Annotated in this window: 22 protein-coding genes and 1 pseudogene; 11 read left to right on the top strand and 12 right to left on the bottom strand. The window is 62.4% G+C overall.

Going from position 1 to position 26,054, the window contains the following annotated elements; translation table 11 throughout:
* Positions 1 to 18: 18 nt before the first annotated feature.
* The 5 genes from E5206_RS12440 (at position 19) to E5206_RS12420 (ending at position 5,804) form a co-directional block, all read left to right on the top strand.
* Positions 19 to 1,362: a glutamine synthetase family protein gene (locus E5206_RS12440; protein ID WP_136322753.1), complete on the top strand. Its 1,344-nt coding sequence runs from the start codon at positions 19 to 21 to the stop codon at positions 1,360 to 1,362.
* Between the two features lie 8 nt (positions 1,363 to 1,370).
* Positions 1,371 to 2,075: a hypothetical protein gene (locus tag E5206_RS12435; protein WP_168709332.1), complete on the top strand. Its 705-nt coding sequence runs from the start codon at positions 1,371 to 1,373 to the stop codon at positions 2,073 to 2,075.
* 97 nt (positions 2,076 to 2,172) lie between these two features.
* Positions 2,173 to 2,898, top strand: a complete 726-nt coding sequence (locus E5206_RS12430; RefSeq protein WP_136322751.1) for a type 1 glutamine amidotransferase — start codon at positions 2,173 to 2,175, stop codon at positions 2,896 to 2,898.
* Positions 2,899 to 3,008: 110 nt separating this feature from the next.
* Complete coding sequence (locus E5206_RS12425; protein ID WP_136322750.1) at positions 3,009 to 4,265, top strand: cytochrome P450; 1,257 nt, start codon at positions 3,009 to 3,011, stop codon at positions 4,263 to 4,265.
* Positions 4,266 to 4,298: 33 nt separating this feature from the next.
* Positions 4,299 to 5,804, top strand: coding sequence for an aldehyde dehydrogenase family protein (locus tag E5206_RS12420; RefSeq protein ID WP_136322749.1), 1,506 nt, complete (start codon positions 4,299 to 4,301; stop codon positions 5,802 to 5,804).
* Positions 5,805 to 5,838: 34 nt separating this feature from the next.
* Here E5206_RS12420 and E5206_RS12415 read toward each other — a convergent pair whose 3' ends face one another.
* Positions 5,839 to 6,501, bottom strand: coding sequence for a GntR family transcriptional regulator (locus E5206_RS12415; protein WP_168709331.1), 663 nt, complete (start codon positions 6,499 to 6,501; stop codon positions 5,839 to 5,841).
* Between the two features lie 160 nt (positions 6,502 to 6,661).
* Between E5206_RS12415 and gabT the strand changes: the two genes are divergently transcribed.
* Entirely contained in the window at positions 6,662 to 8,008 is a 1,347-nt protein-coding gene (gene gabT / locus E5206_RS12410) for a 4-aminobutyrate--2-oxoglutarate transaminase (RefSeq protein WP_136322747.1), read from the top strand.
* A 64-nt stretch (positions 8,009 to 8,072) separates the two neighbouring features.
* The gene (locus E5206_RS12405) at positions 8,073 to 9,596 is read left to right on the top strand and encodes an aldehyde dehydrogenase (protein ID WP_136322746.1); all 1,524 of its coding nucleotides are present in this window, start codon (positions 8,073 to 8,075) and stop codon (positions 9,594 to 9,596) included.
* Positions 9,597 to 10,677: 1,081 nt separating this feature from the next.
* Here E5206_RS12405 and E5206_RS12400 read toward each other — a convergent pair.
* The 9 genes from E5206_RS12400 to E5206_RS12360 all read right to left on the bottom strand — a co-directional run bounded on the left by E5206_RS12400 (position 10,678) and on the right by E5206_RS12360 (position 21,215).
* Positions 10,678 to 12,045: an IS1380 family transposase gene (locus E5206_RS12400; protein ID WP_136322745.1), complete on the bottom strand. Its 1,368-nt coding sequence runs from the start codon at positions 12,043 to 12,045 to the stop codon at positions 10,678 to 10,680.
* A gap of 97 nt (positions 12,046 to 12,142) precedes the next feature.
* Positions 12,143 to 13,930 carry a group II intron reverse transcriptase/maturase gene (gene ltrA, locus E5206_RS12395; RefSeq protein WP_136322744.1) on the bottom strand — a complete coding sequence of 596 codons (1,788 nt, stop codon included), beginning with the start codon at positions 13,928 to 13,930 and terminating at the stop codon, positions 12,143 to 12,145.
* An 881-nt stretch (positions 13,931 to 14,811) separates the two neighbouring features.
* Positions 14,812 to 15,273: a flavodoxin domain-containing protein gene (locus E5206_RS12390; protein ID WP_240689700.1), complete on the bottom strand. Its 462-nt coding sequence runs from the start codon at positions 15,271 to 15,273 to the stop codon at positions 14,812 to 14,814.
* A 24-nt stretch (positions 15,274 to 15,297) separates the two neighbouring features.
* Entirely contained in the window at positions 15,298 to 16,596 is a 1,299-nt protein-coding gene (locus tag E5206_RS12385) for an FAD-dependent oxidoreductase (protein WP_136322743.1), read from the bottom strand.
* Positions 16,596 to 17,105: an HtaA domain-containing protein gene (locus E5206_RS12380; RefSeq protein ID WP_168709330.1), complete on the bottom strand. Its 510-nt coding sequence runs from the start codon at positions 17,103 to 17,105 to the stop codon at positions 16,596 to 16,598. Before E5206_RS12380 ends, E5206_RS12385 begins: the two co-directional genes overlap by 1 nt.
* A 649-nt stretch (positions 17,106 to 17,754) precedes the next feature.
* Positions 17,755 to 18,516: a GntR family transcriptional regulator gene (locus E5206_RS12375; protein WP_240689698.1), complete on the bottom strand. Its 762-nt coding sequence runs from the start codon at positions 18,514 to 18,516 to the stop codon at positions 17,755 to 17,757.
* An 81-nt stretch (positions 18,517 to 18,597) separates the two neighbouring features.
* Positions 18,598 to 19,770, bottom strand: coding sequence for a CaiB/BaiF CoA-transferase family protein (locus E5206_RS12370; RefSeq protein ID WP_136322741.1), 1,173 nt, complete (start codon positions 19,768 to 19,770; stop codon positions 18,598 to 18,600).
* Positions 19,771 to 20,652 (bottom strand): CoA ester lyase, encoded by an 882-nt coding sequence (locus tag E5206_RS12365; RefSeq protein ID WP_240689696.1) that lies wholly within the window; start codon positions 20,650 to 20,652, stop codon positions 19,771 to 19,773.
* A complete protein-coding gene (locus E5206_RS12360) occupies positions 20,649 to 21,215 on the bottom strand; it encodes a MaoC family dehydratase (protein ID WP_136322740.1) in 567 nt (188 codons plus the stop codon). The genes E5206_RS12365 and E5206_RS12360 overlap by 4 nt, the downstream gene beginning before the upstream one ends.
* Positions 21,216 to 21,444: 229 nt before the next feature.
* On the opposite strand from E5206_RS12360, the gene E5206_RS12355 reads away from it, so the two are divergent.
* Both E5206_RS12355 and E5206_RS12350 read left to right on the top strand, forming a co-directional pair.
* Positions 21,445 to 22,608, top strand: coding sequence for an acyl-CoA dehydrogenase family protein (locus E5206_RS12355; protein WP_136322739.1), 1,164 nt, complete (start codon positions 21,445 to 21,447; stop codon positions 22,606 to 22,608).
* A 103-nt stretch (positions 22,609 to 22,711) separates the two neighbouring features.
* A complete protein-coding gene (locus E5206_RS12350; protein ID WP_136322738.1) occupies positions 22,712 to 23,014 on the top strand; it encodes a carboxyltransferase domain-containing protein in 303 nt (100 codons plus the stop codon).
* Between the two features lie 86 nt (positions 23,015 to 23,100).
* On the opposite strand, the gene E5206_RS12345 is transcribed toward E5206_RS12350, so the two are convergent.
* Positions 23,101 to 23,304, bottom strand: coding sequence for a hypothetical protein (locus E5206_RS12345; protein ID WP_136322737.1), 204 nt, complete (start codon positions 23,302 to 23,304; stop codon positions 23,101 to 23,103).
* Positions 23,305 to 23,368: 64 nt separating this feature from the next.
* Here E5206_RS12345 and E5206_RS19750 point away from each other — a divergent pair.
* Positions 23,369 to 23,560, top strand: a pseudogene (locus tag E5206_RS19750) (8-amino-7-oxononanoate synthase); the annotation flags it as partial.
* Positions 23,561 to 23,628: 68 nt separating this feature from the next.
* Positions 23,629 to 23,976, top strand: coding sequence for an aminotransferase class I/II-fold pyridoxal phosphate-dependent enzyme (locus tag E5206_RS19745; protein WP_276605942.1), 348 nt, complete (start codon positions 23,629 to 23,631; stop codon positions 23,974 to 23,976).
* An 875-nt stretch (positions 23,977 to 24,851) separates the two neighbouring features.
* Here E5206_RS19745 and E5206_RS12335 read toward each other — a convergent pair.
* Positions 24,852 to 25,985 (bottom strand): ROK family protein, encoded by a 1,134-nt coding sequence (locus tag E5206_RS12335; protein WP_240690183.1) that lies wholly within the window; start codon positions 25,983 to 25,985, stop codon positions 24,852 to 24,854.
* Positions 25,986 to 26,054 lie beyond the last annotated feature (69 nt).

The following is a 26,054-nucleotide window of genomic DNA, read 5'->3' as shown; positions in this document are numbered from 1 at the left end:
GAGAGATCGAGGAACCTCATGAACCCCATCGCTTTGACATCGCCGTCAACCTTGGAGGACTGTGCAAGGATCGCGGAGGAAAACGGCATCCACACCGTTGAATGCGTCTTCACAGACACGTGGGGATTGCCGCGCGGCAAGATGCTTCCCTTGGAACAGTTTTTGACTGGAGCCGGATTCTGCATCGCGCAGGTGGCGTTCTCCTGGGACATGCGCAGTGATATTCACCCGACGCCGTGGGCGCCCGAGGACAGCGAATATCCGGACATGCATGCCGTGCCCGATCTTCCTACGTTCCGGGTGGCCGGATGGACAAAGGGCATGGCGACGGTCATGTGCGACATGCGCGATCCCAAGACCGGTGAGCGTATCGCCATGGATGGGCGGGGCATGGTGAAGGATACGCTCAAGGAGTTTGAGGCCATGGGCTACCGAGTGGACATGGCCACGGAACTGGAATTCCATCTGTTCACCAGCGACTGGAAGCCCATTTCGGACAAGTCCTTCTGCTATTCCTTGGACCGGGCAAATGAACTTGAACCGGTGGTCGGTGCAATCCGTGCCGCGCTCACGGCGTCCGGGATCACGGTCGAGGCCAGCAACGTCGAATACGGTCAGTCCCAGGTTGAGATCAACCTGAAATACGGCGATGCAATCACGATGCTGGATAACACGATTCTCTTCCGCCACATCGTGCGGCAGGTGGCGCGGCAACATGGGCTCAACGCCACATTCATGGCTAAACCCATCAACGGGGGCGCCGGCAGCGGACTCCACGTGCATCAAAGCCTGTGGAACAGCGACGGAATCAATGTGTTCTCGACGAAAGATGTTGAAGGCCAGGTGCACTCGGATGTCATGCGCCGCTACCTGAGCGGGCTTGTGGCGCATCAGCTGGAGCTTCAGGCGATCGCGCTTCCGACGGTCAACGATTACAAGCGCATCGTGGACTACTCATTCTCCCCGACCCAGGTGTGCTGGGGCCTGGACAACCGCATGGTTGGTGTCCGGTGTATTACCAACGCCGGTCCAGGAACGCGCCTTGAAGTGCGCTGGGCCGCCGCGGACGCAAATCCCTACTTGGTGGCCCAGGGCTACCTCCGCGCGGGCCTGGACGGGCTGCGGAATGATCTGCCTTTGCAGCCCATTTCGTCCGGTGATCCCCATAGTGATCCCTCTCTTCGGAGGGTGGCCTCAACACTGGCTGAGGCCGTGAACACGTTCTCCGGCAGCCCGTTCGCCAAGGCAGCTTTCGGCGGAATCTTCGTGGACACGTACTGCGCGATGCAGAGGGTCGAGTTGGCTGCCTTCGCTGCCCACGTCACGGACTGGGAGTTCAACCGCTACCACGACATTCTCTGATGGGAGTCATGACTTCCAATTCGAAGACCATACTCCTCATCACGCACGAGCAGACGTCCTCCACCGACACCGGCATCGTCGGGCAGGCGCTGCTCGAGGCCGGCCATGCCATCCACACGCACGAAGTGTTCTCCATCAACGAGGACGGCACACGGACAATCGACCCCCGTTTCCCTGCTCCCGGCGACTTCGACGCCGTCATTGCTTTCGGCTCCTTCAGCCATATTTACGAGATTTCAGAGGACTGGATAACCCGGGAGATCCAGTACATCTCGATGCTCCACCAGCAAGGGACCCCATACCTTGGCATCTGCTTTGGCGCCCAACTGCTTGCCGAGAGCCTGGGCGGGCGCACTGTGCGCGCCGACAGGACCGAAGCGGGGCTGATCACATTCGAACCCGGACACACCTGTCCGATAGCGCCCGGTCCATGGTTTTCCTGGCACAGCGACAAGGTCGAACTGCCCGACCATATTGACGTGCTGGCCAGGACCGCCGTCGCTCCGCAGGTCTTCCAGAGCGGCCGCTCCATCGGAGTTCAGTTCCACCCGGAGGCCGACGCGGAACTTATGGAGGAATGGATCAGAATCGGCGGCCACGAGTTGGAGGGGATTCTCCCCATCAACGACTTCCGACGCGGGTGGGCCGCGCACGAGCCGGCTGCTGAACGTAACACCAGGGAACTGCTGGATTGGTTCCTAAACGCACAGTAATTCCTGGTGCCAAAAGCCCGCGTTCTGGGCTGAAGGACCAAACAGACAGTTACCGACCGGTGCGCGGAGCACCCAAAATTTTAGAATGGACAGGAAAATGGAGACACAGCGGCGCAGACCCCTGATTGCCGTACCGGGCCGATTTTCCGAGAGCGCCTCTGCGCTGAGGTACAAGGCACTGGTCAACGCTCACGCACTCATCAAGGGCGTCTACGAGGCCGGAGGCGAGCCGGTCACCATACTTCCGGTCGCAGATCCCGGAACGTCAGAAGGCGCACTCTATGAGGAGGTGTCGCAGCGGCTGGATTTCGCTGACGCGGTACTGCTTCCGGGAGGCGGGGATATAGCCGCCTGGCGCTACGGGCAAGAAGACCATGCCGAGTCCGACGCCGGGGACGACCTGCAGGACGTGTTTGATCTCGCCGTTGCCCGGTACGTGGTGGAAAATAAGGTGCCCACCCTCGCCGTTTGCCGCGGCATGCAGATCTTGAATGTGTCCCTGGGCGGCGATCTGGAACAGCACCTTCCCACCCCCCACATGAACCAGATCCACACTATTACTCTCGACGATGCCAGCTCGTTGACGTCATCGATCGCCCGAAACCCCCAGGTCTCCTGCTATCACCACCAGGCCGTCAGGAACCTCGGGAAGGGCCTGCTCGCCACGGCCTGGGCCGACGACGGCACCATCGAAGCACTGGAACTTCAGGGAGCCCAGTTCTGGATCCATGCGGTGCAGTGGCACCCCGAGGACACCGTAGCTTCGGACCTCGCCCAACAGGCCCTCCTCAAGGAATTCATAGCAAACATCCCTCTGGGCTGAGCCCGGAGAACCACTCAAATAAATAAGGGCCGACCAGACGATCGCTAAGATACCGTATACGGTATGCACATATACCGTTTATCTGGGCGGCGCCACCAAGGAGACGCATCATGAGCCAAACCCAAGTGCACAGCCACGACGCACTTTCTGACCATGCTTTCGAGGATGGGGTCCCGTACGAGTACTTCGACGCGGCCAGAAGGGAAGACCCCGTCCGTTGGATCGAGGAAGAAGACGGCCCGGGCTACTGGTCCGTGACCCGTTATGCCGACGTCGTCGCCGTCACTCGCAATTTCCAGCAATTCTCGTCGGAGACGGGGGGAACCACCCGTGAAGACATCGGGCACGAGGACCTGATGGCACGGCAGACCCTGATCGATACCGATCCGCCCCTGCACACAGCGATGCGGCGAGTCCTTTCCCCCCGATTCACTCCCGGCAATGTCCACAAGGAATGGGTTGGCTTCGTCGAAGAGCTGGTCCAGAAGACGCTCGACCAGGCTTTCTCGCGGCCCGGCTTCGACTGGGTGGCCGACGTGGCCTCAGTCATCCCCATGATTGTGCTCGGCGAACTGCTCGGGGTTCCGACCGAGGACAGGGCATACCTCAAGGCACTCGGTGATGAAATGATCGCAGGTGCGGACCCTGACCACGCTCCCCGCACGGCTGACTCCCCAGAGAACGTCAAGGAGAACAGCGGCTATCCGTTCTCCAGCCCCGCGGGCAGGGACATCTGGAAGTATGCGGATGCCTTGCGCGACCGTAGGGGCGGCAACCTCGGCCACGACGTGTTCTCGCTGCTCATGACCGGGAACCTCAACGGGCGAAAGCTCACGACGCGCGAGCTGGACAATTTCTTCTCCCTCCTAGTGGTAGCAGGCAACGAGACCACCCGCATGGCGCTTTCCCACGGCCTCCTTGCTTTCGCCCAAAACCCCGACCAGTTCCGCCGCCTCCAGGAAGACCCATCCCTCCTCAACACTGCTGTTGAGGAAGTGCTCCGGTGGGCTACCCCAATCCATCATTTCCGCAGGACGGCGCTGGTTGACACCACGATCGGCGAAACAACGATCAAGGCCGGGGACAAAGTCATCATCTGGTACGCGTCGGCGAACCGGGACGAGACTGTGTTCGACGCACCATACACGTTCGATATTTCACGCAAGCCGAACCCGCATGTGGCGTTCGGCGGCGGAGGTCCCCACATCTGCCTGGGCAACAGCCTGGCCCGGCTGGAGCTGCAGATTGTTTTCCGCGAGCTTGCCAAGCGGGTACAGACCATTGAAATTGACGGCCCTGTGCACCGGCTTCGCTCCAACCTCACACACGGAATCAAGGAACTGCCGGTCCGCCTGACGTACGCCTGATCCAACAACATTTATTGCCAAAAAGGGAAAGCCATGACATACGACGCAGTACTTCCGGCGACCTCACACAGGATCTCCGCCGCAACGCAAGCCTTCATCGAGCGGGCACAGGGGCTTCGAATTGGCGACGACACCGATCGCGGAGCCACATCAGGGGCCACCTTCCAGTCCATCAACCCTGCGACGGAGGAAGTGCTCGGTTCCATCGCTTCGGGCACGTCAGAGGACGTTGACTCCGCGGTTGACGCGGCCACCGCAGCCCTCTCCTCCACGGAATGGGGCGGCGCGAGCCCGGCCGCCCGCGCCCAGTACCTGTTCGATCTGGCTGACGCCGTCGACGCCAACCGCGAGCAGCTGGCAGAACTGGAAACACTGGACATGGGCAAACCCATCTCCCAGGCGCTGGACGACATAGGCGGCGTGGCAGCCGTTTTCCGATACTACGGCGGCTGGCCAACCAAACTCGAAGGCTCAATTAATCCCGTCCGCCAACCGTATTTCGGCATGACCCAGATCGAGCCCCTGGGTGTCTGCGGCGCCATCACGCCCTGGAATTTCCCGCTCGTGATGGCTTCGCACAAGATCGGACCCGCCCTCGCCGCCGGCAACACGATGGTCATCAAACCCGCCGAAGTCAGCAGCTACTCAACACTGCTTTTGGCCGACCTCGCTCGTCAGGTTGGCCTGCCCCCTGGAGTGCTCAACGTGGTTACCGGGCCCGGTCGCACCGTGGGGCAGGCGATCGTGGATCATCCCGACGTCGTAAAGATCTCCTTCACGGGGTCCACGCCTGTTGGTCGCCGGATCCTAGAAGCAGGCAGCCGGCAGATGAAAAAGGTCAGCGTCGAACTCGGCGGAAAGAGTGCGAACATCGTTTTTCCTGACGCTGACATCCAAGCGGCCGCCCGAGGTTCAGCTGAAGCCATGTGGGAGAACGCCGGACAAGTGTGCGTGGCGCCCACCAGAATGTTTGTCCATGAGGACGTTTATGACGAACTCGTGGAGGCACTGGCCAGGGAAACCAGGACGCTGCGGGTCGGGGACCCTCTTCTCTCCGACACTGACGTGGGACCGCTCGTCTCGAAAGACCAGTACATGTCTGTCCAGGAGTACATCAACATCGCACGTTCTGAAGGAGCGCACCTCAGTGTTGGAGGGCGGGCGTTGGATCAGGTGGGCTACTTCGTCGAACCGACCATCTTCACCGAGGTCCGGAACGACATGAGGATTGCCCAGGAAGAAGTTTTTGGTCCGGTTCTTTCCGTACTTCGTTTCCGCACGGAAGAGGAAGCCATCAGGCTCGCGAACGATTCACCATATGACCTTGCAGCTGCCGTATGGACCCGGGACGTCGCCAGGGCGCTGCGCATGAGTAAGGCGCTCAAGGCCGGTACCGTGTGGGTGAACACCCACGGGCGGCTGGATCCCGCACAGAGCTTCGGAGGTTACAGCAAGTCCGGAAACAGCCGCGAGCTTGGCCGTGAAAGTGTACTTTCCTACACGAGGTCCAAAGCAGTCATGATCGATATGTCTGCCTAAGACCCTTGGTGTAGCCCGGTCCTTGGGGGTCGGGCTACACGGTGTGGACTGAGTGCAGCCCGCGGCCGGCGAGAATGTGCTCGTGGGCGACTTTGCTCGCCAGTTCCGGATCGCCGGATTCGGCGGCCTCCACAATGGGCCGATGCAGCTCGGGGAAATCAACGGAAGTGCGGCTCTCCAGGATGTCGGCCCAGACGTGCGCGGCCATAGCCGTCTGCCAAATCACGTCGAACATACTCAGGAGGTACTCATTGTCCAGTGCCTCCACGGTGCAGCGGTGGATCGCCTTGTTGACCAGGAAGACCTCCATGGCGGTGGTCTGCGGGGCCAATACCAGCTCCTCGAACGTTGACCTCACATAGTCCGCCGCCGCGCCGCCGCGCCGCGCAACCTCCGCCAGGGCGAAGGGTTCGATAGCACCACGGGCAGCGTACTGCTTGTCCAGCTCGGCATCGGTAAGCTTGCGCACAATGTAGCCACGGCGCCCCCCGGGCTCGATCACGCGTTCCATCTCCAGTCGGTGCAAAGCCTCACGCACCGGCGTCCGGCTGATCCCCAAACGGGCTGCCAGATCGTCCATCAGCAGCCTGGTGCCCGGACCCAGATCCTGCGTCAGAATTCCCTCGGCAATCTGCGCATACGCAGCGTCAGCGAGCGTCTCACGAGCAAACTCAATTTTCTTCACGGTGTCCGCCACTTTCCTGTTTTTCACAGCCTACCGGCTATTGGCTTACATGGGATTTCCGTATACCGTATACCTTATGCGGGGACTATTCACGCTCTTTCCGTCCTCACCAACTGACCCATGAGCGTCACGAACCACCAGCGAAAGATCCAATTACGAAGGAGGCGGCCCCATGACCGCACACATCACCGTCGGCGGCACTGAGCTCATTCAGGAGCGCAGGCTCGTCACCGGAATCCCGGGCCCCCGCTCCCGCGAAATTCTTGAGCGCAAGGAGTCGGCAGTCGCCCGGTCAGTCGGCCACACCCTGCCCATCGTCGCTGATGTGGCCGGGGGCGGGACGCTAGTGGACGTCGACGGCAACTCGTTCATTGACCTGGGCTCAGGCATTGCCGTTACCAGCGTCGGCAACTCAAACCCCCGAGTGATTCGTGCAGTGCGCGATCAGCTGGACCGGTTTACGCACACGGCCTTCACTGTGGTGCCTTACGAGAGCTACATCGCGGTGGCGGAGAAGCTCAACCAAATCACTCCCGGCAAATTCACCAAACGCACAGCCCTGTTCAATTCGGGTTCGGAAGCGGTGGAAAACGCCGTCAAGATAGCCCGGCACGCTACAGGCCGCCAAGCCATCGTGGCGTTCGAACACTCATTCCACGGTCGCACCAACCTTGCCATGGCCCTCACCGCCAAAAGTGCGCCCTACAAACAGGGATTCGGCCCGTTCGCCCCGGAGATCTACCGCGTTTCGGGGTCCTACCCTTACCGCGATGGCGGTCTCACCGGGCAGGAAGCCGCCCGCCGGGCGATCGAGCATATTGAAAACGAGCTCGGGTCCCAATCGGTTGCCGCCATCATCATCGAACCGATACAAGGAGAGGGCGGCTTCATCGTTCCCGCCGAAGGCTTCCTGCCAACCCTGCGGGAATGGACGGAGCGCAACGGGATTGTGTTCATCGCAGATGAGATCCAGTCCGGCTTTGCCCGGACCGGAAGGTGGTTCGCAGTCGACCACGAAGATGTTGTCCCCGACCTCATCACGATGGCCAAAGGCATAGCGGGCGGGCTGCCGCTTTCCGCAGTCACGGGGCGTGCTGAACTCATGGACGCGGCCCAGGTCGGTGGCCTCGGCGGTACATACGGCGGTAACCCGATCGCGTGTGCAGCAGCGCTTGCGACCATCGAATCCTACGAAGAGGACGGATTGCTCGAACGCGCCCGGCGGATCGGGGACATCCTGACTGATTGCTTCACCGCCCTGCAGGGGGCCGACCCCCGCATCGGCCAGGTGCGCGGACGCGGAGCGATGATTGCCATCGAGCTTGTCGACCCGGACACCCTGAGCCCGGATCCGGCGTTGACTTCCAAGGTGGTCAAGTACGCCCATCAAAACGGGGTCATCCTCCTCGCCTGCGGAACCTACGGAAACGTCATCCGGTTCCTTCCCCCGCTGACCATCGAGGATCAATTGCTCCACGAAGGAATCGGAATCGTCGCGGACGGATTGGCGCGTTCATAAACCACCTCCAGACCCGGTGGTTGCCCCGCACCGGTCTTCCCGTTCAGCAAAGGATGAAACAGCCATGACAGCACAGAGCAGTGATTTGATCAGCCGTCTCGAGGATAGTGACGGCCTGACGCAGTACGGCCTCTACATCGGTGGTGCCTTCACCGGGCCCGAGGATGGCGAGTACTTCGATACTGTCAATCCGTACACCGGAGAAGTCTGGGCACGGATCGCCAAAGGCGGCCCGGCCGACGTATCCCGGGCCGTCGCTTCTGCTTCGGAGGCTTTCAAAAGTTGGAGCAGGACTAAGCCTCAGCACCGCGGCAAGTTGCTCATGGATCTGGCAGATCTAATCGAGGCCAACAGCGAACATCTTGCCCGGATTGAGGTCCGCGACAACGGAAAGCTCTACGCGGAGATGGCCGCACAGACCCGCTACATGGCCGGGTGGTACCGCTACTACGGTGGCATGGCCGACAAGATCGAGGGTTCAGTCATTCCCAGTGACAAGCCCAACATCCTCAACTACACCCGGCTGGAGCCTCTCGGGCCGATCGCCATGATTACGCCGTGGAACTCTCCCCTGCTTCTTCTGGCATGGAAACTTCCGGCGGCGCTGGCGGCAGGGAACACGGTGGTCATCAAACCCTCGGAATTTACCTCCGCGTCAACGCTGGAGTTCATGACACTCTTCGAAAAGGCGGGATTCCCTCCCGGCGTGGTCAACACGGTCACGGGATTCGGGCAGGACGTCGGGGCCCCGCTGGTCAGTCACCCGAATATTGTGAAGGTGGCCTTCACCGGTTCCGAGGCAGCCGGGCAGAAGATCTATGAGAATGCCGCGAGCCAGTTCAAGCATGTTTCGCTCGAATTGGGCGGAAAGTCCCCGAACATCGTCTTTGAGGATGCGGATCTGGATGCCGCTGCTGCCGGTGTTATTTCCGGCATCTTCGCAGCAACCGGTCAGACGTGCATTGCCGGCTCGAGGCTGTTGGTCCAGCGCTCCATTCACGACGATTTCGTCCAGCGGGTCGTGGCGCTGGCCGAACAAGCCAAGATCGGGGACCCTATGCTGCCCGATACGCACGTGGGGCCCGTGACCACCCGTCCCCAGTTTGAGAAGGTGCTCGACTATATCGACATCGCTCGGCGCGAAGGGGCCACGTGTGTCCTGGGAGGCGCCGCTTACACCGGGGAGGGCGCGTCGGGGGGACAGTTCGTCCAGCCAACGATCTTTACGAATGTTCGCAATGAGATGCGCATCGCCCAGGAAGAAGTCTTTGGTCCTGTCCTGGCGGTCATCCCGTTCGACGACGAAGAGGACGCACTGTCCATTGCGAATGACATCAACTACGGCCTGGCCGCCGGAGTCTGGACGCGCGACATAGGCAGGGCCATCCGCCTTTCGGAAAGCCTGCAGGCCGGCACAGTATGGGTCAACACCTACCGTGCGGTCAGCTTCACATCCCCCTTCGGAGGATACAAGCGCAGCGGTCTGGGCAGGGAAAGCGGGATTGACGCCATGAAGGAGTACCTCCAGGTCAAGTCAGTCTGGATTTCTACGGCTCCGGATACTTCGAACCCGTTCGTCATCAAGTAGGCGGTGAGTAGAAAGGTCCGCGGGAGTACTCCCCCGGACCTTTCTGCTGTCCCGGTACCGGATAAGGCCGGCGCACTGGAGGGCATCCGATGCCTGTGAAATACCACAGGACCGGGGGCCCTGCATGTGCGCCTTCCGGATAACAAGGCGTCAGGACTGGCCCGGATTCCCCGTGACGGTGAGGGTTCCGCGGGGTCAATCTGCAAGCCCGGTAACCGGGCACTGACAGCCAACCGGTCACGCCGCTTCCGATAGGGTGCCTGTTCTTCACCCAGCGGGCGTTAGAAGGTGCTGCAACGCCAGTCCGGAAGTCCCCGATCGCTCGGATGGAGCACGTGCAGCAGGAAAGGATCTGCCCGGGCATTCAGTACCGGCCGATCGGCAACCGGTTTCGGTGTCCAGGGCCGATATCCGCCGCCGGGACACGGGGGAAGCCGGCGGCATGGGATCTCCGGATCAAACCGGGCCGTACAAACGCCGGCAGCAAGGGCACCACCTGCACCGACCCGACGGTGCGCATCGCCCACCGACCGCAATGCACTGGCCCAGCCACAGGCAGGCATCACGTACCGGCACGGCGTGATCACCATACCGGGCGTAAACACAACAGGGTTACGGCGATTTGTCTCCGCTTCGAAGGCAACGGGTTCTCGTGAAGGCGCCCCCTGTTGCGCGGGCAGACCGGCAGGCCGCCGGGGTGCGTGATCGGCGGCCGGAGCTGGCGGGGAATGCTCAACAGGATCGGTCAGGCGTACCTGCCTCTCCTGGAAAATGCCGCTTCGAACAACTGTTATCGGGCTCAATCGTGACTGAACACCCCGGGCCGGGGCTGGGGCAACCCGGATCAGCGCCAGGACCCCTGCGGCCGGATCACGCTCATGCTTGCCAATTCTCCAGAGGGTCCGCGCACATCAGTGCCGGGAAGGGGAGTCGTGGTCTTAGCCCGCGGCGCACCGGTTGTGTTTGATGGGGCGGGGTTGTTCTGGTCTGGGTCTGGGTTCGGTCGATGGGCATGATGGAGTTCTCGGCCTTGCTGCCGGTGATGTTCCGTGGTCCTGGTTGCGCCGAGTCGGCTGGGTGGTCAGTTGGCGGCGGTCCGTGGTGGCCCGCAGGCCGCTTCGAAGAGTTGTGACCAGCTGGTTTCCCAGGGCCAGTGAGCGGGCAGGTGCAGGGTGATTTTCCGTGCCGAGGTCGCGATCCTGGCGGGGACGGTGATGAGTTTTCGGCGGATGGTGCCGCTGCGTGCTTTGCCCAGGTCGGTGCCGGCGAGGGTGCCGATGGCGCGCGAGAGGTTGAAGGCGATGGTCGCCAGGACCAGCCAGGCCGCGTTGGCGCTGAACTTTCCAGAGGGCAGGTGTGCCAGGGCACTGTCTTTGAGGTCCGCCTTGGCCTGCTCGATGATGGCGTGTTGGCGGTGGGTTTTGTCTGCGGCGACGGTGTCCAGGGCGCTGGTGGTGAAGAAGGCGTGGAAGCGGTGGGTGTCGAACAGGGTCTGTTGCCCGGCTCCTGCTTTGGCGTTCAGTTCCGGGATCCGGCGCACGACCAGGCGCCCGTGGACGCGTTCGGCTTTCTTTCGGCCCACGAAGGCGGTGAAGGCTGTTTCGGCGACTTCCGCCGAGGAGATCCAGGCTCCGGTGGTTTCATCGCGGACCGCGTCGGTGTATTGGATTGTGGTCCAGGCCGTCTCGTTGATGGTAGCGATGGCACGTTTGACGGCCGGGTCCATCCTGGCGGTAATGGACACTTTCGCGCCTGCGCGGTGGGCAGCGGCAACGACCGGGTAGCCGTAGAACGCACTGTCGGCACGCAGCAGCACCAGACCGCTGGCATCCTTGCCGCGCAGCCGTTTCACGGTGGCAAGGATGTCACCGATGAACTTCCCCGCCCCGCGCGGGGAGCCGGAGCTTCCCTTGCGCAGCCTCGCGCCGATGATGACCGGCGCCGCGGTCGCGGTCGAGAGGATCCCGATCAGCGCGTTCAATCCCCGGACCCCGGAGTAACCGTATCCGGAACCCTGTTTCCGGTAGCCGTGGACTTCCTTGATGGTGTCGTCGATATCGACCAAGGCGTAATCATCGATACCGGAGGCGATCGGGGCCACTGCGGCGACGTTCACCAGCCACCGGGCGGCGAGGGCGTCGAGCTGGCGGACATGGCCGAAGGTGAACGCCCGCAGGAACGATCCCAAAGTCGACGGGGCATATGCACCGGCGAATAGTTTCTTCATCCCGCCGTGCCGCAACAAGGCCATGTCATCGATGGAATCGGCCCCGGCGACCATGCCCGCGACCATCGCGGTGACCTTCAACCCCGCATTCGCGCCGAAGTATCCGGGCAGCGTCAGCCACTGATCAGCGAGTTCGCCAAGGCAGGTTTTCACCGCCAGCGCCATCGCCGGGACCAGGCCTGCGGCCGACACGAGATTGGAATCATCGAACGCGGCTGACACGCGCTTGGATCTATGGAAAAGTTGGTCGGGTAGCCCGAGCGCATTGCTGCGCCCGGGCCCCCTCAGAACCGGACGTGCGACTTTCACCGCATCCGGCTCAAGCAAGCCCCTGTGGGCGTTCTTTCTGTTGTTCGCTGGTCCCGCTGTCGTTTCCGGCTTGGCGTGTACGACAATGGATGTGAATGAGGCGATGCGTGGCGGGATCGTCGCCGTGTTGGCCATCCACCGCGAGAGCGTTCTTGCGTATCGCCTTCGTGATGGTCTTTGTCCACTGCTCCCATTCCTGGGGACTTTGCGGGCTGTGGTCGGCGAGCAACAAGAGCGTCCCGCATGCCGGGCAGCGTCCTTTCTGCTTCAGCAGCAAGGACGCGGTGGTTCCGCCCAGTTGCGAGTGCGTCTTGCGTCGCCGCTGCTCCCAGTACCGGTCAAGTGCCGGATCATCTGGGGAAGCAGTGCCCATGACCTGTGTGTGGCGGACGATCTTTGTCCAGGCGAACTGGCGGAGATAGGTGCCGCTTTCGCGGTCGCCGAAAACCCACCTGTCCTTTCTGGACGGGTTGAACGCGTCGAAGTATTTGTCGACAACCCAACGCTTCGACTTGTTCCGGTGGGTATGCAACGCCCACACGTAGAGGTGTCGCCAGAGATGATGATCCACCGCTGTAAACACTTCCTTCGATACCACGCTCCGGTAGTACGCCGCCCAACCCCGAATGATCGGATTGAGCCGTCGGAGCACCGCTTCGGCGTTGGCTCCCCGCAGAGAGCGCACCTCAGCGGCGAGCCGTTCCCGGACTCGCCTCACTGCCGCCGGAGACGGTTTGATGAGCAGCTTGCCGCCGTAGCGACGGCAGTTGACCCCGAGAAAATCGAAACCCTCGTCAATGTGGACAATATGGGTCTTGTCCTGATTGAACGCGAGCCCCCGCGGGGCCAACCACTCACCCAACCGATGCCAGGCCTGCTCGGCCTGCTGCTGGCTGTGACACATGACGACAAAGTCGTCGGCGTATCGCACCAACACCGGCGATCCCGCCGCCACGTGCGCTCCATAAGGATCGCAACGCAGGTAACGGACCCCGGCAGCTTCTTCCATTCCATGCAATGCGATGTTCAGCAGCATCGGGCTGATCACCCCGCCCTGAGGAGTGCCCTCCTCAGTCGCGGCGAACCGGCCCCGCTCAATCACACCCGCTTCCAACCAGCCCGCGATGAGACCCCGGGCGGGGAACCCATCCAAGTGGGCCAGAAGGCGTTCGTGATTGATGCGGTCGAACGCCGCTGATAAGTCCGCGTCAAGCACCCATTGCCGCTTGGACCGCTGGCCGCTGAGCGTCATAAAGATTGCCTGGATCGCGTCCTGACAGCCACGCCCGGGCCGGAACCCGTATGAGCGTGGTTCGAACCGCGCCTCCCACTCAGGTTCCAGCGCGTTGGCGACACGGGCTTGCTGCACCCGGTCCCGTAGCACCGGAATCCCCAGTGGTCGCTGCTTCCCATTCGCTTTCGGAATGTAAACCCGCCTGACCGGTTGGGCCTGCCACAACATCATGTGCCGGTGGAGGTCCACCGCCAACGACGCCTTGGCCGGAGAGGTCAATGCGACCTCTCCGTCGATGCCCGCGGTCTTGCGGCCAGCGTTGCGCTCCGCAACCCGGCGAACACTATGAAACGTGTTCGATCGGCTACGCAGCATCAACTTCTGCAGGTTGCGGACTCTTTTCATGTCCCCATCCTGCGACGCCTTGAAGATCCTTCGCCGCAACCGCCATACGTCATCCTCGACGGCACGCCAATCGATCGCGTCCCAATCCAGTTCATCGCCCTGCGGTCCGTTCACCGTGATGGTGTCTAACTTGCCCGCAAGCACCGACGGTGCCAACATTCTCACTCCAAAGACTCACCTGGTCCACGTCAGCACCCTGTCGGGTTCGGGGCGATGCCCGTATCCGGCCAGTTATGCGAACCCTTCGATGAAGGAAGCGAAGACACGGGTTCGGTTTCCTGCCGCCTTTCGGCCACCGGCATTAGCTTCTTGAACCATCCTGTTCCCGTCAAAGACTTCAGCGTTCCTCACGGTCGGCCTACCGGGCGAAAAGCCCGGACCTTGACGGGGTTACCACGTTCCGCATGCGCAAGACCCGGCCGGGAAGGGTGCCGCTTCTACCCCGGGGCGGCGGTGTTCACACGACCGACTAAATGCCTCCGGTCGCCGCCTGCTGCTTCACAGCAGCTAGCCCTCACCCCAGTTCCACATCCCATCACCGAGGCTCATCTTGACGAGGCGTCAACAGCGGTTCACTCTCGTTCACCCGTCCGGCCTTCCCCTTGCCTGCGACCCCTGGATGGAACAGGGGCCCTTGGGCTTCTCCCTTGAGCTTCGCACCCCGCCGTTACCGGCAACGCACGTCAAGGTGGGGACAGGACTTGAACACTGCCTGAGCTACGCTATCGACGTCACCGCCGACCTCCAATCAACGCGCCACTTGCCACATGCGACCTCGTGTCGCACCACTTACGAGATGCCTCTCGGATTGGCCAAACGGAGTTCTAGACAAACCCAATTTTTCCCGATCCGACAGGCATTCTCCGTTTAAACCGCCGCTACAACCTCAACCCGACCGGTGGATCGAGGCTTAGCCCGCGGCGCACCGGCGGATCCCGGACTATGGCCGAGGAGTCACGATGACCCTGCAAGTAGCGGCCTGAATGGGCAACGGCCCGGAACGGCACTCTTTTCTCCGCTGGTGCGGTGCGAGGCGTCATTCAGCGGACCGCGGACACGTCCTCGAGCACACCGGCGAACCAGGCGACTGCGCACTCGCCAACCGGCTCCCAGGTCGAGGCGTCGTAGCGGCCGATTTCCCCTACACGCTGCGCCCCCAGCTCCGTGAGTTTGTCGTCGAGTTTGGTGGCCCCGTGTCCGTAGGTTTCCGTGTAGAACGTATCGCCGAGTCCGAACATTGCATAACGCATGCCGGAGAGGTCCGGGCGGACGACTGATAGGTCTGCATAGAAGGGCAGCGCCGTGTTGGGCAGGTCGCCCTCCCCATAGGTGGAACAAAGAAAAACGTACATCGAGTCATGCTGCAGTTCCGAAATTGAGAACGATGACAGGTCTTGTACTTCCACTTCCTGGCTGTCGTTCCTTACCGACTCGGCAAGATCTTCAGCCGCGACCTCTGCGTTGCCCGATTCGGTCCCGAAAAGAACTTGGATCTTCATCATTTTCTCCAATCTAGGATGCCTGAGTTAGTTAGCGCCGGTGCCGGCGGAGGTTTGAACGAGCTTGTTGTGTGCGATCGCGACCATGTGTTCATGGCTGGGGAATTTTCGGCGGGAGCGGTCCCCTGGCGCAGCTTCCGTCTCAGCGGCGTCCACCCGCTTCCAGGCGGAATAATCGACAGCCCTCGCGCGGACTTCGTCCGGCAGGCCACCGTAGCCCGGCTTTGTCTGTCGTTGGAGAGCATCCACACTTGCGACGATCTCTTCCGCTACGGCCTTGGCACACGATCTGTTTTCGGCGATCGTTCCACGGGAACCCCGCTTGATCCAGCCCGTGCGGTACAGACCGTGATCCATAGCCCCGGATTCGAGGTTTGCCTTGAGCGCGCCGAGTCCGTGCCAGTCACCGTCGTCAAAATCAAAACCGACGGCTGTTACCACTGAGTCGGCGTCCAGGTGCAGATTACGCCGGTCGTCATTAACGGAGCGCAGTTCCACGTTCCGGACGTGGCCGTCCCCATTGATGCTCACTGGTGCCCAACCGAAGTGCAATGCCACCTCCACACGTGTTTCAGTGCCAGGGTCGATTGCAAGAAGCCCCTCAACGGCCTTGGCCCGCGCCAAGGCAGTACGGGGGGCGCCCTCCGCTACCTCGATGGGGTCCGGGCATGAGAATCTCACGCCCTGTATGCGTCCGAGTTCGGCAAGCATTACCGGATCGGAGGGTGCGTTCGTGATTGTCGACCGGCAAATGAGGTCGATACGGCCCGCAGGCGCGCGGACGTAGTCAGCCAGGACGGCGTCGTCGATGTCGCTGTTGACGAAATCTTCCGGCTGTTTGATGAGCATGCGCAGGACGTCGATGGACACGTTGCCGCCGCCGATAATGGCTACGGATTTCCCGAGCTTGGGGACTCCGGTCTGCTCAAGCGGGTGCGCGTTGAAGAGTCTTGTAAGGCGGCCGGCGCGATATACCTCGGGAAGGTCTTCACCCGGAACCCCCACCGGGCGGTCCCCCGGCAACCCAGCAGCCAGCACGACGATGTGATGGGTGTTTCGGAGCTGGTCCAGGGAGATGTCCCTGCCGACCTCGATGTTCCCCGCGAAGCGGACATTTTCGCGCTCAAACAATCGGGCGAACTGCGACTGAATTGATTTGGTGCTTTGATGATCCGGCGCGACGCCGTAGCGAACCAGTCCAAAGGGAGACGCAAGCCGGTCGTAAATTGTGATCTCCGACTGGGGAAATGACCGCCGGAGGCTTTGGGCAATGTAGCAGCCGGAGGGTCCGCTTCCTATCACCGCGATCGATAAGGGTGTATCCATCAGTGAGCTCCTTCGGTTGAGGCCATGCTGATGGCGGGTCCAGGCAGGAGTACGGTGGCAGGCGCCAACGTAGTGCCGGCCGGGTACTTGCCAAAGAACAGTTCCGAGCCCCGTTCCGTCAGCCGAAGATCAAGCACCGCGGGGCCAACCTGCCCGGGCTCAAGGGTTGCCGTGGCGAGCTCGAGCCGCGTTCCCGCCGGGGCTGCGTCGTCCATGATGTACATGCGGACCATGTCCTGGGATATGTGGAAGCTCGGGTCAGCTATCCGAAGCGAAAGAACGCCCATATAGGCACGAAATTCGACGGCGCCGCCGAAGTGCAGGTTTTCGCTGCCCGACGATGTGTCAATTCTGGGGAAGTAGTAGTACCCGTCGTGATCGCGTGAGGCGCCGGCCGAAACCGTGACGGTTCCGTCACCGGTCTGATTCCGGACGTAATTGTCAAAGGAGGCATCAACGCGCCATTGCAATGAGTCCGCACCCCTGGGGGCCTGCTTGAGTTCGACCACGTCAGCTCCTTCAAGTTCAATTCTGTTCACAAAGCGTATACCGGATACGAAATACCTACAAGGGTTGCTCAGCATGGATTGATCCTTCTTGCTGCGGTACGGGACCTGCGCGACGGCCGGGTGGAACCGTGTGGATTGGTTCATTATTGGTCAGCTGATGCATCCTTCGGGCCCCCGGTACGCGGAACAGACCCTTAGCGCTCTGCGGCCGGAGTCCCTGCGGATCCCAGCGGGAATTGCCTCGAACAGGGCGACGCAGGAGCAGTCCAACACATCGCCGCCCATCCGACAGGGGCGCTCAGCTCTTCCCTGCGGCCAAGTTAACTCCACGGAGAAGAAGCGGGCCTGTCTGGCGTCATTGGATTGGTCTCGGACGACGGCAACGCCCGGTGGAATTCACAGCTTCCGGCACACCCATGCCTGGGCTGGATCGGTCATACGACCCGTAGCGCGAATTCCGGCCACTGCTGGGCAGGCAGCGGATGCCCGCGAAGAACGACCAGGGACATTGCTAACGTCCCGCAGGAGCCCTCTAATATCGATAACCCCCACCGGGCTTGCGGTCGCAGGCTTTCGAGCATGCACGGGAGAGCTGGCTTCTGGGAGGCTTTCGGAATGGCCGGACTTATGCCCGGACGTAGGTCATGCGCTAACTTGCGGCGTCCAAGGCGGCTGGTCCGGGTCTTTCCTTGGCTGGTTCTGCATCGGTTGCCGGAAGTGGTGCGGCCAGTCGCTCGTCGAAGTTGGCTGCGAGCAGTTCCCCTGAATGGATGATGTGCGCCACCATGGCTGCGCGCGTCTTCTCCAGGTCCCCGGAGCGGATCCCCTCTAGCAGTTCCTCATGGTCGGTCACTGTCGCCTGGGGCCAGCCCGGGATGGAGGAGTAGAACTGCCTCGGGACATACCGGGTGACCAGGCCCAGCATCCAGACGATCTTCCGGGAACCGGCCATCAGGTTGATCTCGCGGTGGAAGGCGTGGTTCTTCTCTTCGAGCCGATCGTGGTCATTCCGGGCGGCGGCCGCGATCAGCTCATGGTGCAGGGCCTCGAGCTCGGCCACATCCTGCTCGCCCGCGCTGGCGGCGGCGCGGGCGGCTAGTTCCCCTCCGATGAGGGCCTGGACCTGGAAAAGATCCCGGATGTCCTGTCCGGTAAGAGGCGCCACAACGAACCCGCGCCGTGGCACGAGTTCCAGGAAGCCCTCCACCCGCAGGGCCTGGAGCGCCTCGCGCGCCGGCGTGGTGGAGATACCTAAGTCCTCCCCAATGGTCTCTGGCCGGACGAGGGTACCGGGCCGCAGTTCGCCTGACATGATGAGGCCACGGATGTAGGCGGTTGCTTTCTCGCTCAGTTGCGGGCGTGCGCTGCTGGGGCTGCGGCTGGTCATGGTCTCCGGACTCTTTCTGATCATTTTCCCCACCTAACATACGGCATCAGCCACGGCCGGCCTGGAGCACAGGCCTGCCATGCCTGATGGGCCACCAGGGGAGATTCAGTTGGTGGTTTCGGACCGGGCCAGGGCGGGTGCGTCCAGCCCCAGTTCGGCCAGGATCCTTTCAGTGTGCTGGCCGATCTCCGGCACTGGACCCATCCTCACGTCCGCCTCCCGGGAAGTGACCGGGGGGAGCAGGCTGCGCAGCGGTCCGACGGGCGATTCAACGTCCCGCCAGCGGTTGCGCTCAGCCAGCTGCGGATGAGCGGCGAACTCGTGCATGTCCCGCAGCTGGGCATTGGCGATGCCCGCGGCATCGAGACGGGACAGGACCTCGGCTGCCGGAAGACGGCCCAGAACTGCATTGATGGCATCATGCAGCGCCGGACGGTTGTCAACGCGCAGCGCGTTGCCTGCGAATCGGCCGTCCTGCGCCAGCCCGGGCTGCTGCAACACGTCCGTGCAGAACTTGGCCCATTCGCGCTCGTTCTGGATGCCGAAGAACACGGTGGCATCGGCGGCGCCGAACGGTCCGTAGGGTGCGATGCTCGCGTGCTGGGCGCCGCTACGGGCCGGCGGAGCCCCGCCGTATTGGGCGTAGAAGTAGGGCTGGGCCATCCATTCGCCCAGTGCCTCGAGCATGGAGATTTCCAGGACGTCGCCCCGGCCTGTGGTGGCCCGCTGCAGCAATGAAGTCAGGATGCCGGAGTAGGCGTACATGCCGGCCGAGATGTCGGCGATGGACACTCCCACCTTGGCTGGGGACTCCGGGGTACCGGTGACGCTCAGCAGCCCGGCCTCACACTGAACCAGGAGATCGTAGGCCTTTTTCTGTTCGTAGGAACCGCCGCGGCCGTAGCCGGAGATCGAGGCATGGATCAGCCGCGGGTTCAGGGCCAGTGCCTCTTCTGGCCCAAGGCCCAGGCGTTCGATGGCGCCGGGAGCAAGGTTCTGGACCAGTACGTCTGCCCCGCACACGAGCTTGCGCAGGACCGCCATTCCCTCTGCCGATTTCAGATCCAGGACAATGCTTTCCTTGGACCGGTTCAGCCAGACGAAGTAGCTGGCCATGCCGTGGACCTTCGTGTCGTAGCCGCGGGCGAAGTCCCCCGTGTCACGTTCGACCTTGATCACGCGGGCGCCCAGATCGGCGAGTTGGCGGGTGGCGAACGGGGCCGCAACGGCCTGTTCCAGGGAGACGACGGTGATGCCCTCCAATGGTAGGCTGCCCATTTACTGCTCCTTCCCTGCGTGCTGCAGGATACGTTTTGCCCGTTCGGTAACGGGCAGGTCGATCATTTGTCCGTCTATCTGGGCGGCGCCGCCTTCAGCGCCGATCACGGACAGGGCCCACTCGACGTCCGCCTTTGACGGGGCGAATGCCCCGTGCACGGCGGCCAGTTGGGCAGGATGGATGCAGAGCTTCCCGCCGAAGCCGAAGTTCCGGGCGAGGCGGGCCGAATCAGCCACCCTGCCGGCGTCCCTGATCTCGGTGGACGGTGAATCCAGCGGCGCGGCGATGCCTGCCGCGCGGGAGGCCAGGACCAGGTGCGCCCGGGTATGGTCCAGGAAGCGGTCCCCGCCGTCGGCGTTGATGTCCAGCGCGAAGTCGATGGCGCCGAAGGCCAGCCGGGTCACGCCCGGCACCCGTGCCAGTTCCAGTGCGTTCACCACGCCGGCCGCTGACTCCACGAGCGGAACCAAGGCCAGGTGTTCGGGCATACTCATGCGCAGCCGGCGCAGTGCACCGGCGTCTTCGGCCTTGGGAACCACGATGCCGAGCAGACCGGACCCCGGCGTTGCGGCGGAGAGTAACGCGGTGATTTCGGCGTCGTGCCGGCGCGAACCAGCCGGGTTCACGCGCACCAGGGCGCGCACGGGGCTCGCGCCGCTCGGAGTAAGAGCTTCCAGCGCCGCGGACAGCGCTGCGTCCTTGGCGTCCGGCGCGACGGCGTCCTCCAGATCGATGATGACCACGCCAGCACCGGCGGCTGCGGCTTTCATGAACCGTTCGGGCCGGTCTCCGGGGACAAACAGGGCGGTGACAGCCTCTGCCACAGCCCGCGCGCCGGCCGTGTTGCCCGCTGCCGCAAGGTTGCCTGCCGGGGCTGTCACCGGAAATCGCCGATCAGCGGCAGACTGGACTCGTCAGGGCGCGCAGCCTCTACGCTGGGCAGGTGACCCTGGCGGTACACCATGAACGTGCGGCGATAGCTGATGACGATTTTGCCATCCTGGTTAAAGCCCTCGGTGGCGACCGTGACCAGGCCGAGGTTGGGGCGGGACTTCGATTCCCGCTTGTCCAGTACCTTGGACCGCGAATAGATTGTGTCGCCTTCATAGACCGCGTTGGGCATGCGGACCTCGTCCCAGCCCATGTTCGCGAAGACGTTCATGGACAGGTCGATGGTGGACTGGCCAGTGACCAGCGCAAGCGTGAAGGTGGAATTGACCAGCGGCAGACCGAACTCTGTGCCCTTGGCGAAATTACGGTCCACATGGGTCTTGGCCACGTTCTGCGTCATCAGCGTAAAGCTCTGGTTGTCTGCCTCGGTCACCGTCTTGCCAAACGGATGGTAGTAGATATCCCCCGGAACGAAGTCTTCGAACAAACGGCCGCTCCAGCCCGGTATCACGCGACTTTCGGATGTCCCTGCCTGAGTTATTTTTTCGGTCATCGATGATCTCCTTGGCTTCCGTTGCACCCTCCGCGCCAATCTCTACTGACCGCCGAAAGCTAATATATTGATTGTCCCAAGCGATTATGCCCAAGAAATGGCAGCAACGTCAAGCATTTCAGAGTCGGAAGGGATGCGCAGGAACCCCTTGCCAGCTTCCAATATATTGGAGTAAGGTCAGCTGCCATGGGTGACGGAGATTCGCCCGGATCGATTTCAAGGAGCAACGATGCAAACCCTGACCACCGGACTGGATCAGCTGCGCGAGCAGACCCGACTCATCTGTGCAGGTTTTCCCGATGAATACTGGCGCGAGACGGACCGCAACCGCCGCTACCCGCAGGAGTTCGTTGACACTCTGACGGAATCCGGCCTCCTCGGCGCCCTTATTCCCACCGAGTACGGGGGCCTGGGCCTGGGCCTGACCGAAGCAAGCGTCATCATGGAGGAAATCAACAAGTCCGGCGGTCACTCGGCAGCCTGCCACGCGCAGATGTACACCATGGGCGCCCTGCTTCGCCACGGCAATGACGCGCAGAAACAGGAGTACCTGCCGCAAATCGCCGCCGGCGAGCTGCGGCTGCAGGCCTTCTCAATCACTGAAGACAAAGCCGGTTCGGACACAACCAGCATCGAGACGGCCGCCGTGCGCGACGGCGACGACTTTGTCATCACCGGGCACAAGAGCTGGACCAGCCGGATCGAGGAGTCCGATCTGGCCTTCGTGCTTGCCCGCACAGCTGCGAAAAACGGGAACAAGACTGAGGGGATCACCCTTTTTCTGGTGGACCTGCGCCAAGTCCGTGCCGAACAGCCCGCCACACTCAAGGTGACCAAGGTCCGCACCATGTTCAACTACGCCACCAACCAAGTCCACTACCAAGGCATGCGAGTGCCGGCCTCCGCGGTCATCGGCGAGGTAGGCCAGGGCTTCCGCTACGTCATCGACGGCTGGAACGCCGAACGCATCCTGCTCGCTTCCGAAGCCATCGGCGATGGCTACTGGTTCACCCGGCGCGGTGTGGACTATGCCAACAGCCGTGAAGTCTTCGGCCGGAAGATCGGCACCAATCAGGGCGTGCAGTTCCCCATCACCGATGCGTACATGAAAGTCCGCGCCGCAGACATGATGAGATACGAGGCCGCGCGACTCTTCGATGCCGGCGAACCCTGCGGCGCCGAAGCCAATATGGCCAAGCACCTAGCCTCGGAGGCGAGCTGGGCCGCGGCAAACGCCTGCCTGGACACCCACGGCGGCTATGGCTTCGTCGACGAATACGACGTCGAACGAAAGTTCCGCGAAACCCGCATGTTCCAGGTAGCCCCGGTCAACAACAACATGATCAAGAGCTTCATCGCCACCAAGGTCCTCGGCCTCCCCCGCTCGTACTGAGGACTCCGAGGGAATGGTCCCGACATACGTTCGCAAGCAGCCAGCACCCGAGGCACGGGGTGGGTGACGTCCGGATGTCACCAAACCGCATAAGGAGACTCGAATGGCGCGCAACCTAGGTACGCTCCCTCTAAACGGCAATACATTTCCGTTTTCGCCGACCTTCACCGTGGTAAATGTCGGTTCGACCGCGGTGCGCGCCATCGTCAGTGGCGCAGACAAGATGGCGGTTCGCAAGCGTGTACGCGCTCTCGCGCAAGTACTCAGCACCTACGACGTACCAGGCCTCATCCGAGTGGTCCCGACGCACGATTCACTTCTGGTGGAATTCGATCCATCCCTTATTGAAGCTCCCACGCTTAAACGGTTGGTCAGATTAGGCGATGCTTTAGCTTCGGGGCCCTGAAGATGGCTAGCCGCGCGCGCCGACCGATTTGTGAGCCGAAGTGTAAAGCAGGCCGCGGCCCTCCAACGGAGACGTTAGCAGCCTCGTCAAGGATCCCGAAGCAGCGGTTTCGCGAGCCGAACGCCGGGCTGGGAGGTGGCGTACGTTTCGGCAGCTTCCACGACGTCGACGTTCAGTGCGGTGATGAGGGGCCCGGCGGTGCCGACGCCGTCGCGGGAGACGCTGTAGAGCGTGACATTTCCGCGCACGAACTCTTCCGGGACGAACTGCGGGCGGGAATCGGTGTCCACGGTCGTGTCCCGCTGCGGAGACCTGCGTACGGGGCTCCTGGGACAACGCGGCGGAGGAAAATAGATAATTGACGGATTCCGACTGAGCCGCTCACGCACGGAATTATTTGCACACAACGACCCGGACGAAGCGGGCCGGCTGCTCGGGGACCAGACGGAGCCGCGGGCACTCATCGCCGTCGAATCCGTCTACAGCGTGCACGGCGACGAGGCCCCGCTCACGGACCTCCTCACACTGGCCGAGCAGCACGACGCCGTGCTGCTCGTTGACGAGGCGCACGGCCTGGGAGCCACAGGCACCGGCGACTTTCAGGACAAGGTTCGGTGGCCGGGACGGCCCTCGCCGGGCACCCCAACGTGGTCGTCACGGCAACACTGTCCAAGGCCCTGGGCAGCCAGGGCGGGGCAGTCCTCGGCCCGAACCTGCTGCGCGAACACCTCATCAACCGTGCCCGCAGCTTCATTTTCGACACTGGACTGACGCCGGCATCGGCAGCGGCGGCCCTCGCCGGGGTGCGGATCATCCGCGACGAACCCTGGCGCGCGGGAGCCGTCCGGCGCAACGCCGCAGCCCTTGCCGCAGGGCTGGGCCCGGTCCTTGCGGCCCGCAGGACCACGAACCCGAATGGATCCGGCTCCTATCCTTCCAGGCACCCCGGACAGTCACAGTAATGAACAGACCATGCTGACCGTATGCCGCGTTCATATGCGGACCACTCCCCCCGTAGAAAATCTGTTCCAAACACCAGGGTCCATGCTCGCGTGAACCTCGCCCGCACTCATGCCTGTTGGACGTTTCTTCAGCTGAGATCGGACTGCGGCCCCAGCCAGACCGATAGGTTACTTTCCCACTTGAATCCGGCGAATCGCGTCCGGTGCGAATTCGACGGTGTCCTGTGTCATGTCTCAGCTGAGTTGTCGCAGTCTCACTTAGGTTGGCGCATCCGTGCTTCTTGTCTCACCAAACCTGTCCGCAGGCCAGAAGCCTGTGACCCCATTCGGATTGTTCCGTCTGTGATAACTAACTTGAGACAAACCGGCCTCAGCTGTCTCAAGTTGGTTGTCGCATCCCACGTCAGAGGCATGATACTGCGTCAACTTAATTGAGACAGGACAGTTTTGTTGGCAAAAATCTCAATAGACATGGCAACCTACGGGTTTTCGTCCCTGTCTCACTCGAGTTGGCAACGCGGGTCGGCGGCTCCCAGGGAGCCTGTGGGCCGATTGGCTGCGCACCAGGGCCGAGACGCATACGGAATTGCCAACTTGAGTGAGACGACAGCGGCACGATCTGTCTCATGTAACGTGGCAAAACGCAGGTCGCTGTTGCCAACTTCATGGAGACCGGACAAATCAGTTGAATTAGTTTAATGTCTGCGCGCATTTCGACGATTCAAAAGCCGCCCTTGTTGCCTGCCGGAACATCCGACGGGGCACGGGTGCAGGCAAATCCCCGTTCAGCCGGGGCTGCCAGTTGCCCTACCGTTCTTTGTGGGAGGAGCGGAGCCCAAGCCGCTTTGGGCGTTGGGGTCCACGAACTTGGTGGTCTAGGCTGTCCGGCGGCCGTGGAGGGATTCGAGTCGCTCGGCGGAGAGTGAGTGTTCGATGGCGAGGATGCTGGCACCGATGACGCCGGCCTGGGGCCCGGAGTGTGACTGTTCGATGGTCAGGTGTTGGGTGGCTATGGGTGTGGACCGGCTATACACGGCTTCGCGGATTCCAGCGATGAGGTGTTCGCCGGCTTCGGCCATCGAGCCCCCGATGGTTATGACGGAGGGGTTGATAATGCTGACGCACATGTTCAGGACCTCACCGATGTCCCGGCCTGCCTGTCGGACGGCCTGTATGGCGGCGAGGTCTCCGGCGCGCACGAGTGCAATGACGTCCTCCCCCGTACGGACATCCGCACCGTTCTTCCTGAGGCCGGCAGCGACTGCCGGCCCGCTGGCGAGGGCTTCGAGGCAGCCCATGTTGCCGCAACTGCAGGGGACGAGGGCGCCACGGGAGATGGGGATGTGGCCGATGTCCCCGGCGGTTCCGTCGGCTCCGCGTTGAAGCTGTCCGCCGCTGATGATCCCTGCTCCGATGCCGGTGGCGACCTTGACGAAGATCATGTGGTCCGTGTCGGGCCATTGGGCTGAGCGTTCACCCAGGGCCATGATGTTCACGTCATTGTCGACCAGGACGGGCACCTGGAATTTTTTCCGCATGGCTGCCGGAACGTCGAATCCGTCCCAGCCCGGCATGAGGGGCGGCTTGGAGGGTTTCCCGGTGTCGTGCTCGACCGGGCCGGGCAGTCCGATGCCGATGGCCATGAGTTCGCTGGAATCACGGCCGATCTGCTTGAGCAGCGACGTGATGTTCTCGGCCAGGGAGGTGAGCACATCGTCGGGCCTGTCTGAAATTTCAAGTCTCGTATGTGTTTCAGCGATTCTGTTCCCGGCGAGATCGGTGATGGCGATGGTGGCGTGCGTGGCGCCGAGGTCGGCGGCCGCCACAATTCCGGCGCCGGCGTTGAAGGCAATTTGAGACGACGGCCGCCCGCCGGTTGAAGAGGCATACGAGACTGGCTTGACCAGCCCAAGCTCCGAGAGGGTATCGATCCGCGCACCGATGGTCGACCGTGAAAGTCCCGTTTGAGCAGTCAGTTCGGCCCGGGTTCGGGGCTTGCCGTCGCGCATGAGTTGAAAGACCTCGAATGCACCGAATCCCGGCGTCTGGGCACTCACTGAAACTGTCTCCCTCCGGTA

This window comes from Arthrobacter sp. PAMC25564, from assembly GCF_004798705.1.
In the GTDB taxonomy this organism is placed as follows: Bacteria; Actinomycetota; Actinomycetes; order Actinomycetales; family Micrococcaceae; genus Arthrobacter.
The sequence above is the reverse complement of the archived record's forward strand: the minus strand, read 5'-3'. Positions and strand labels throughout refer to the sequence as shown.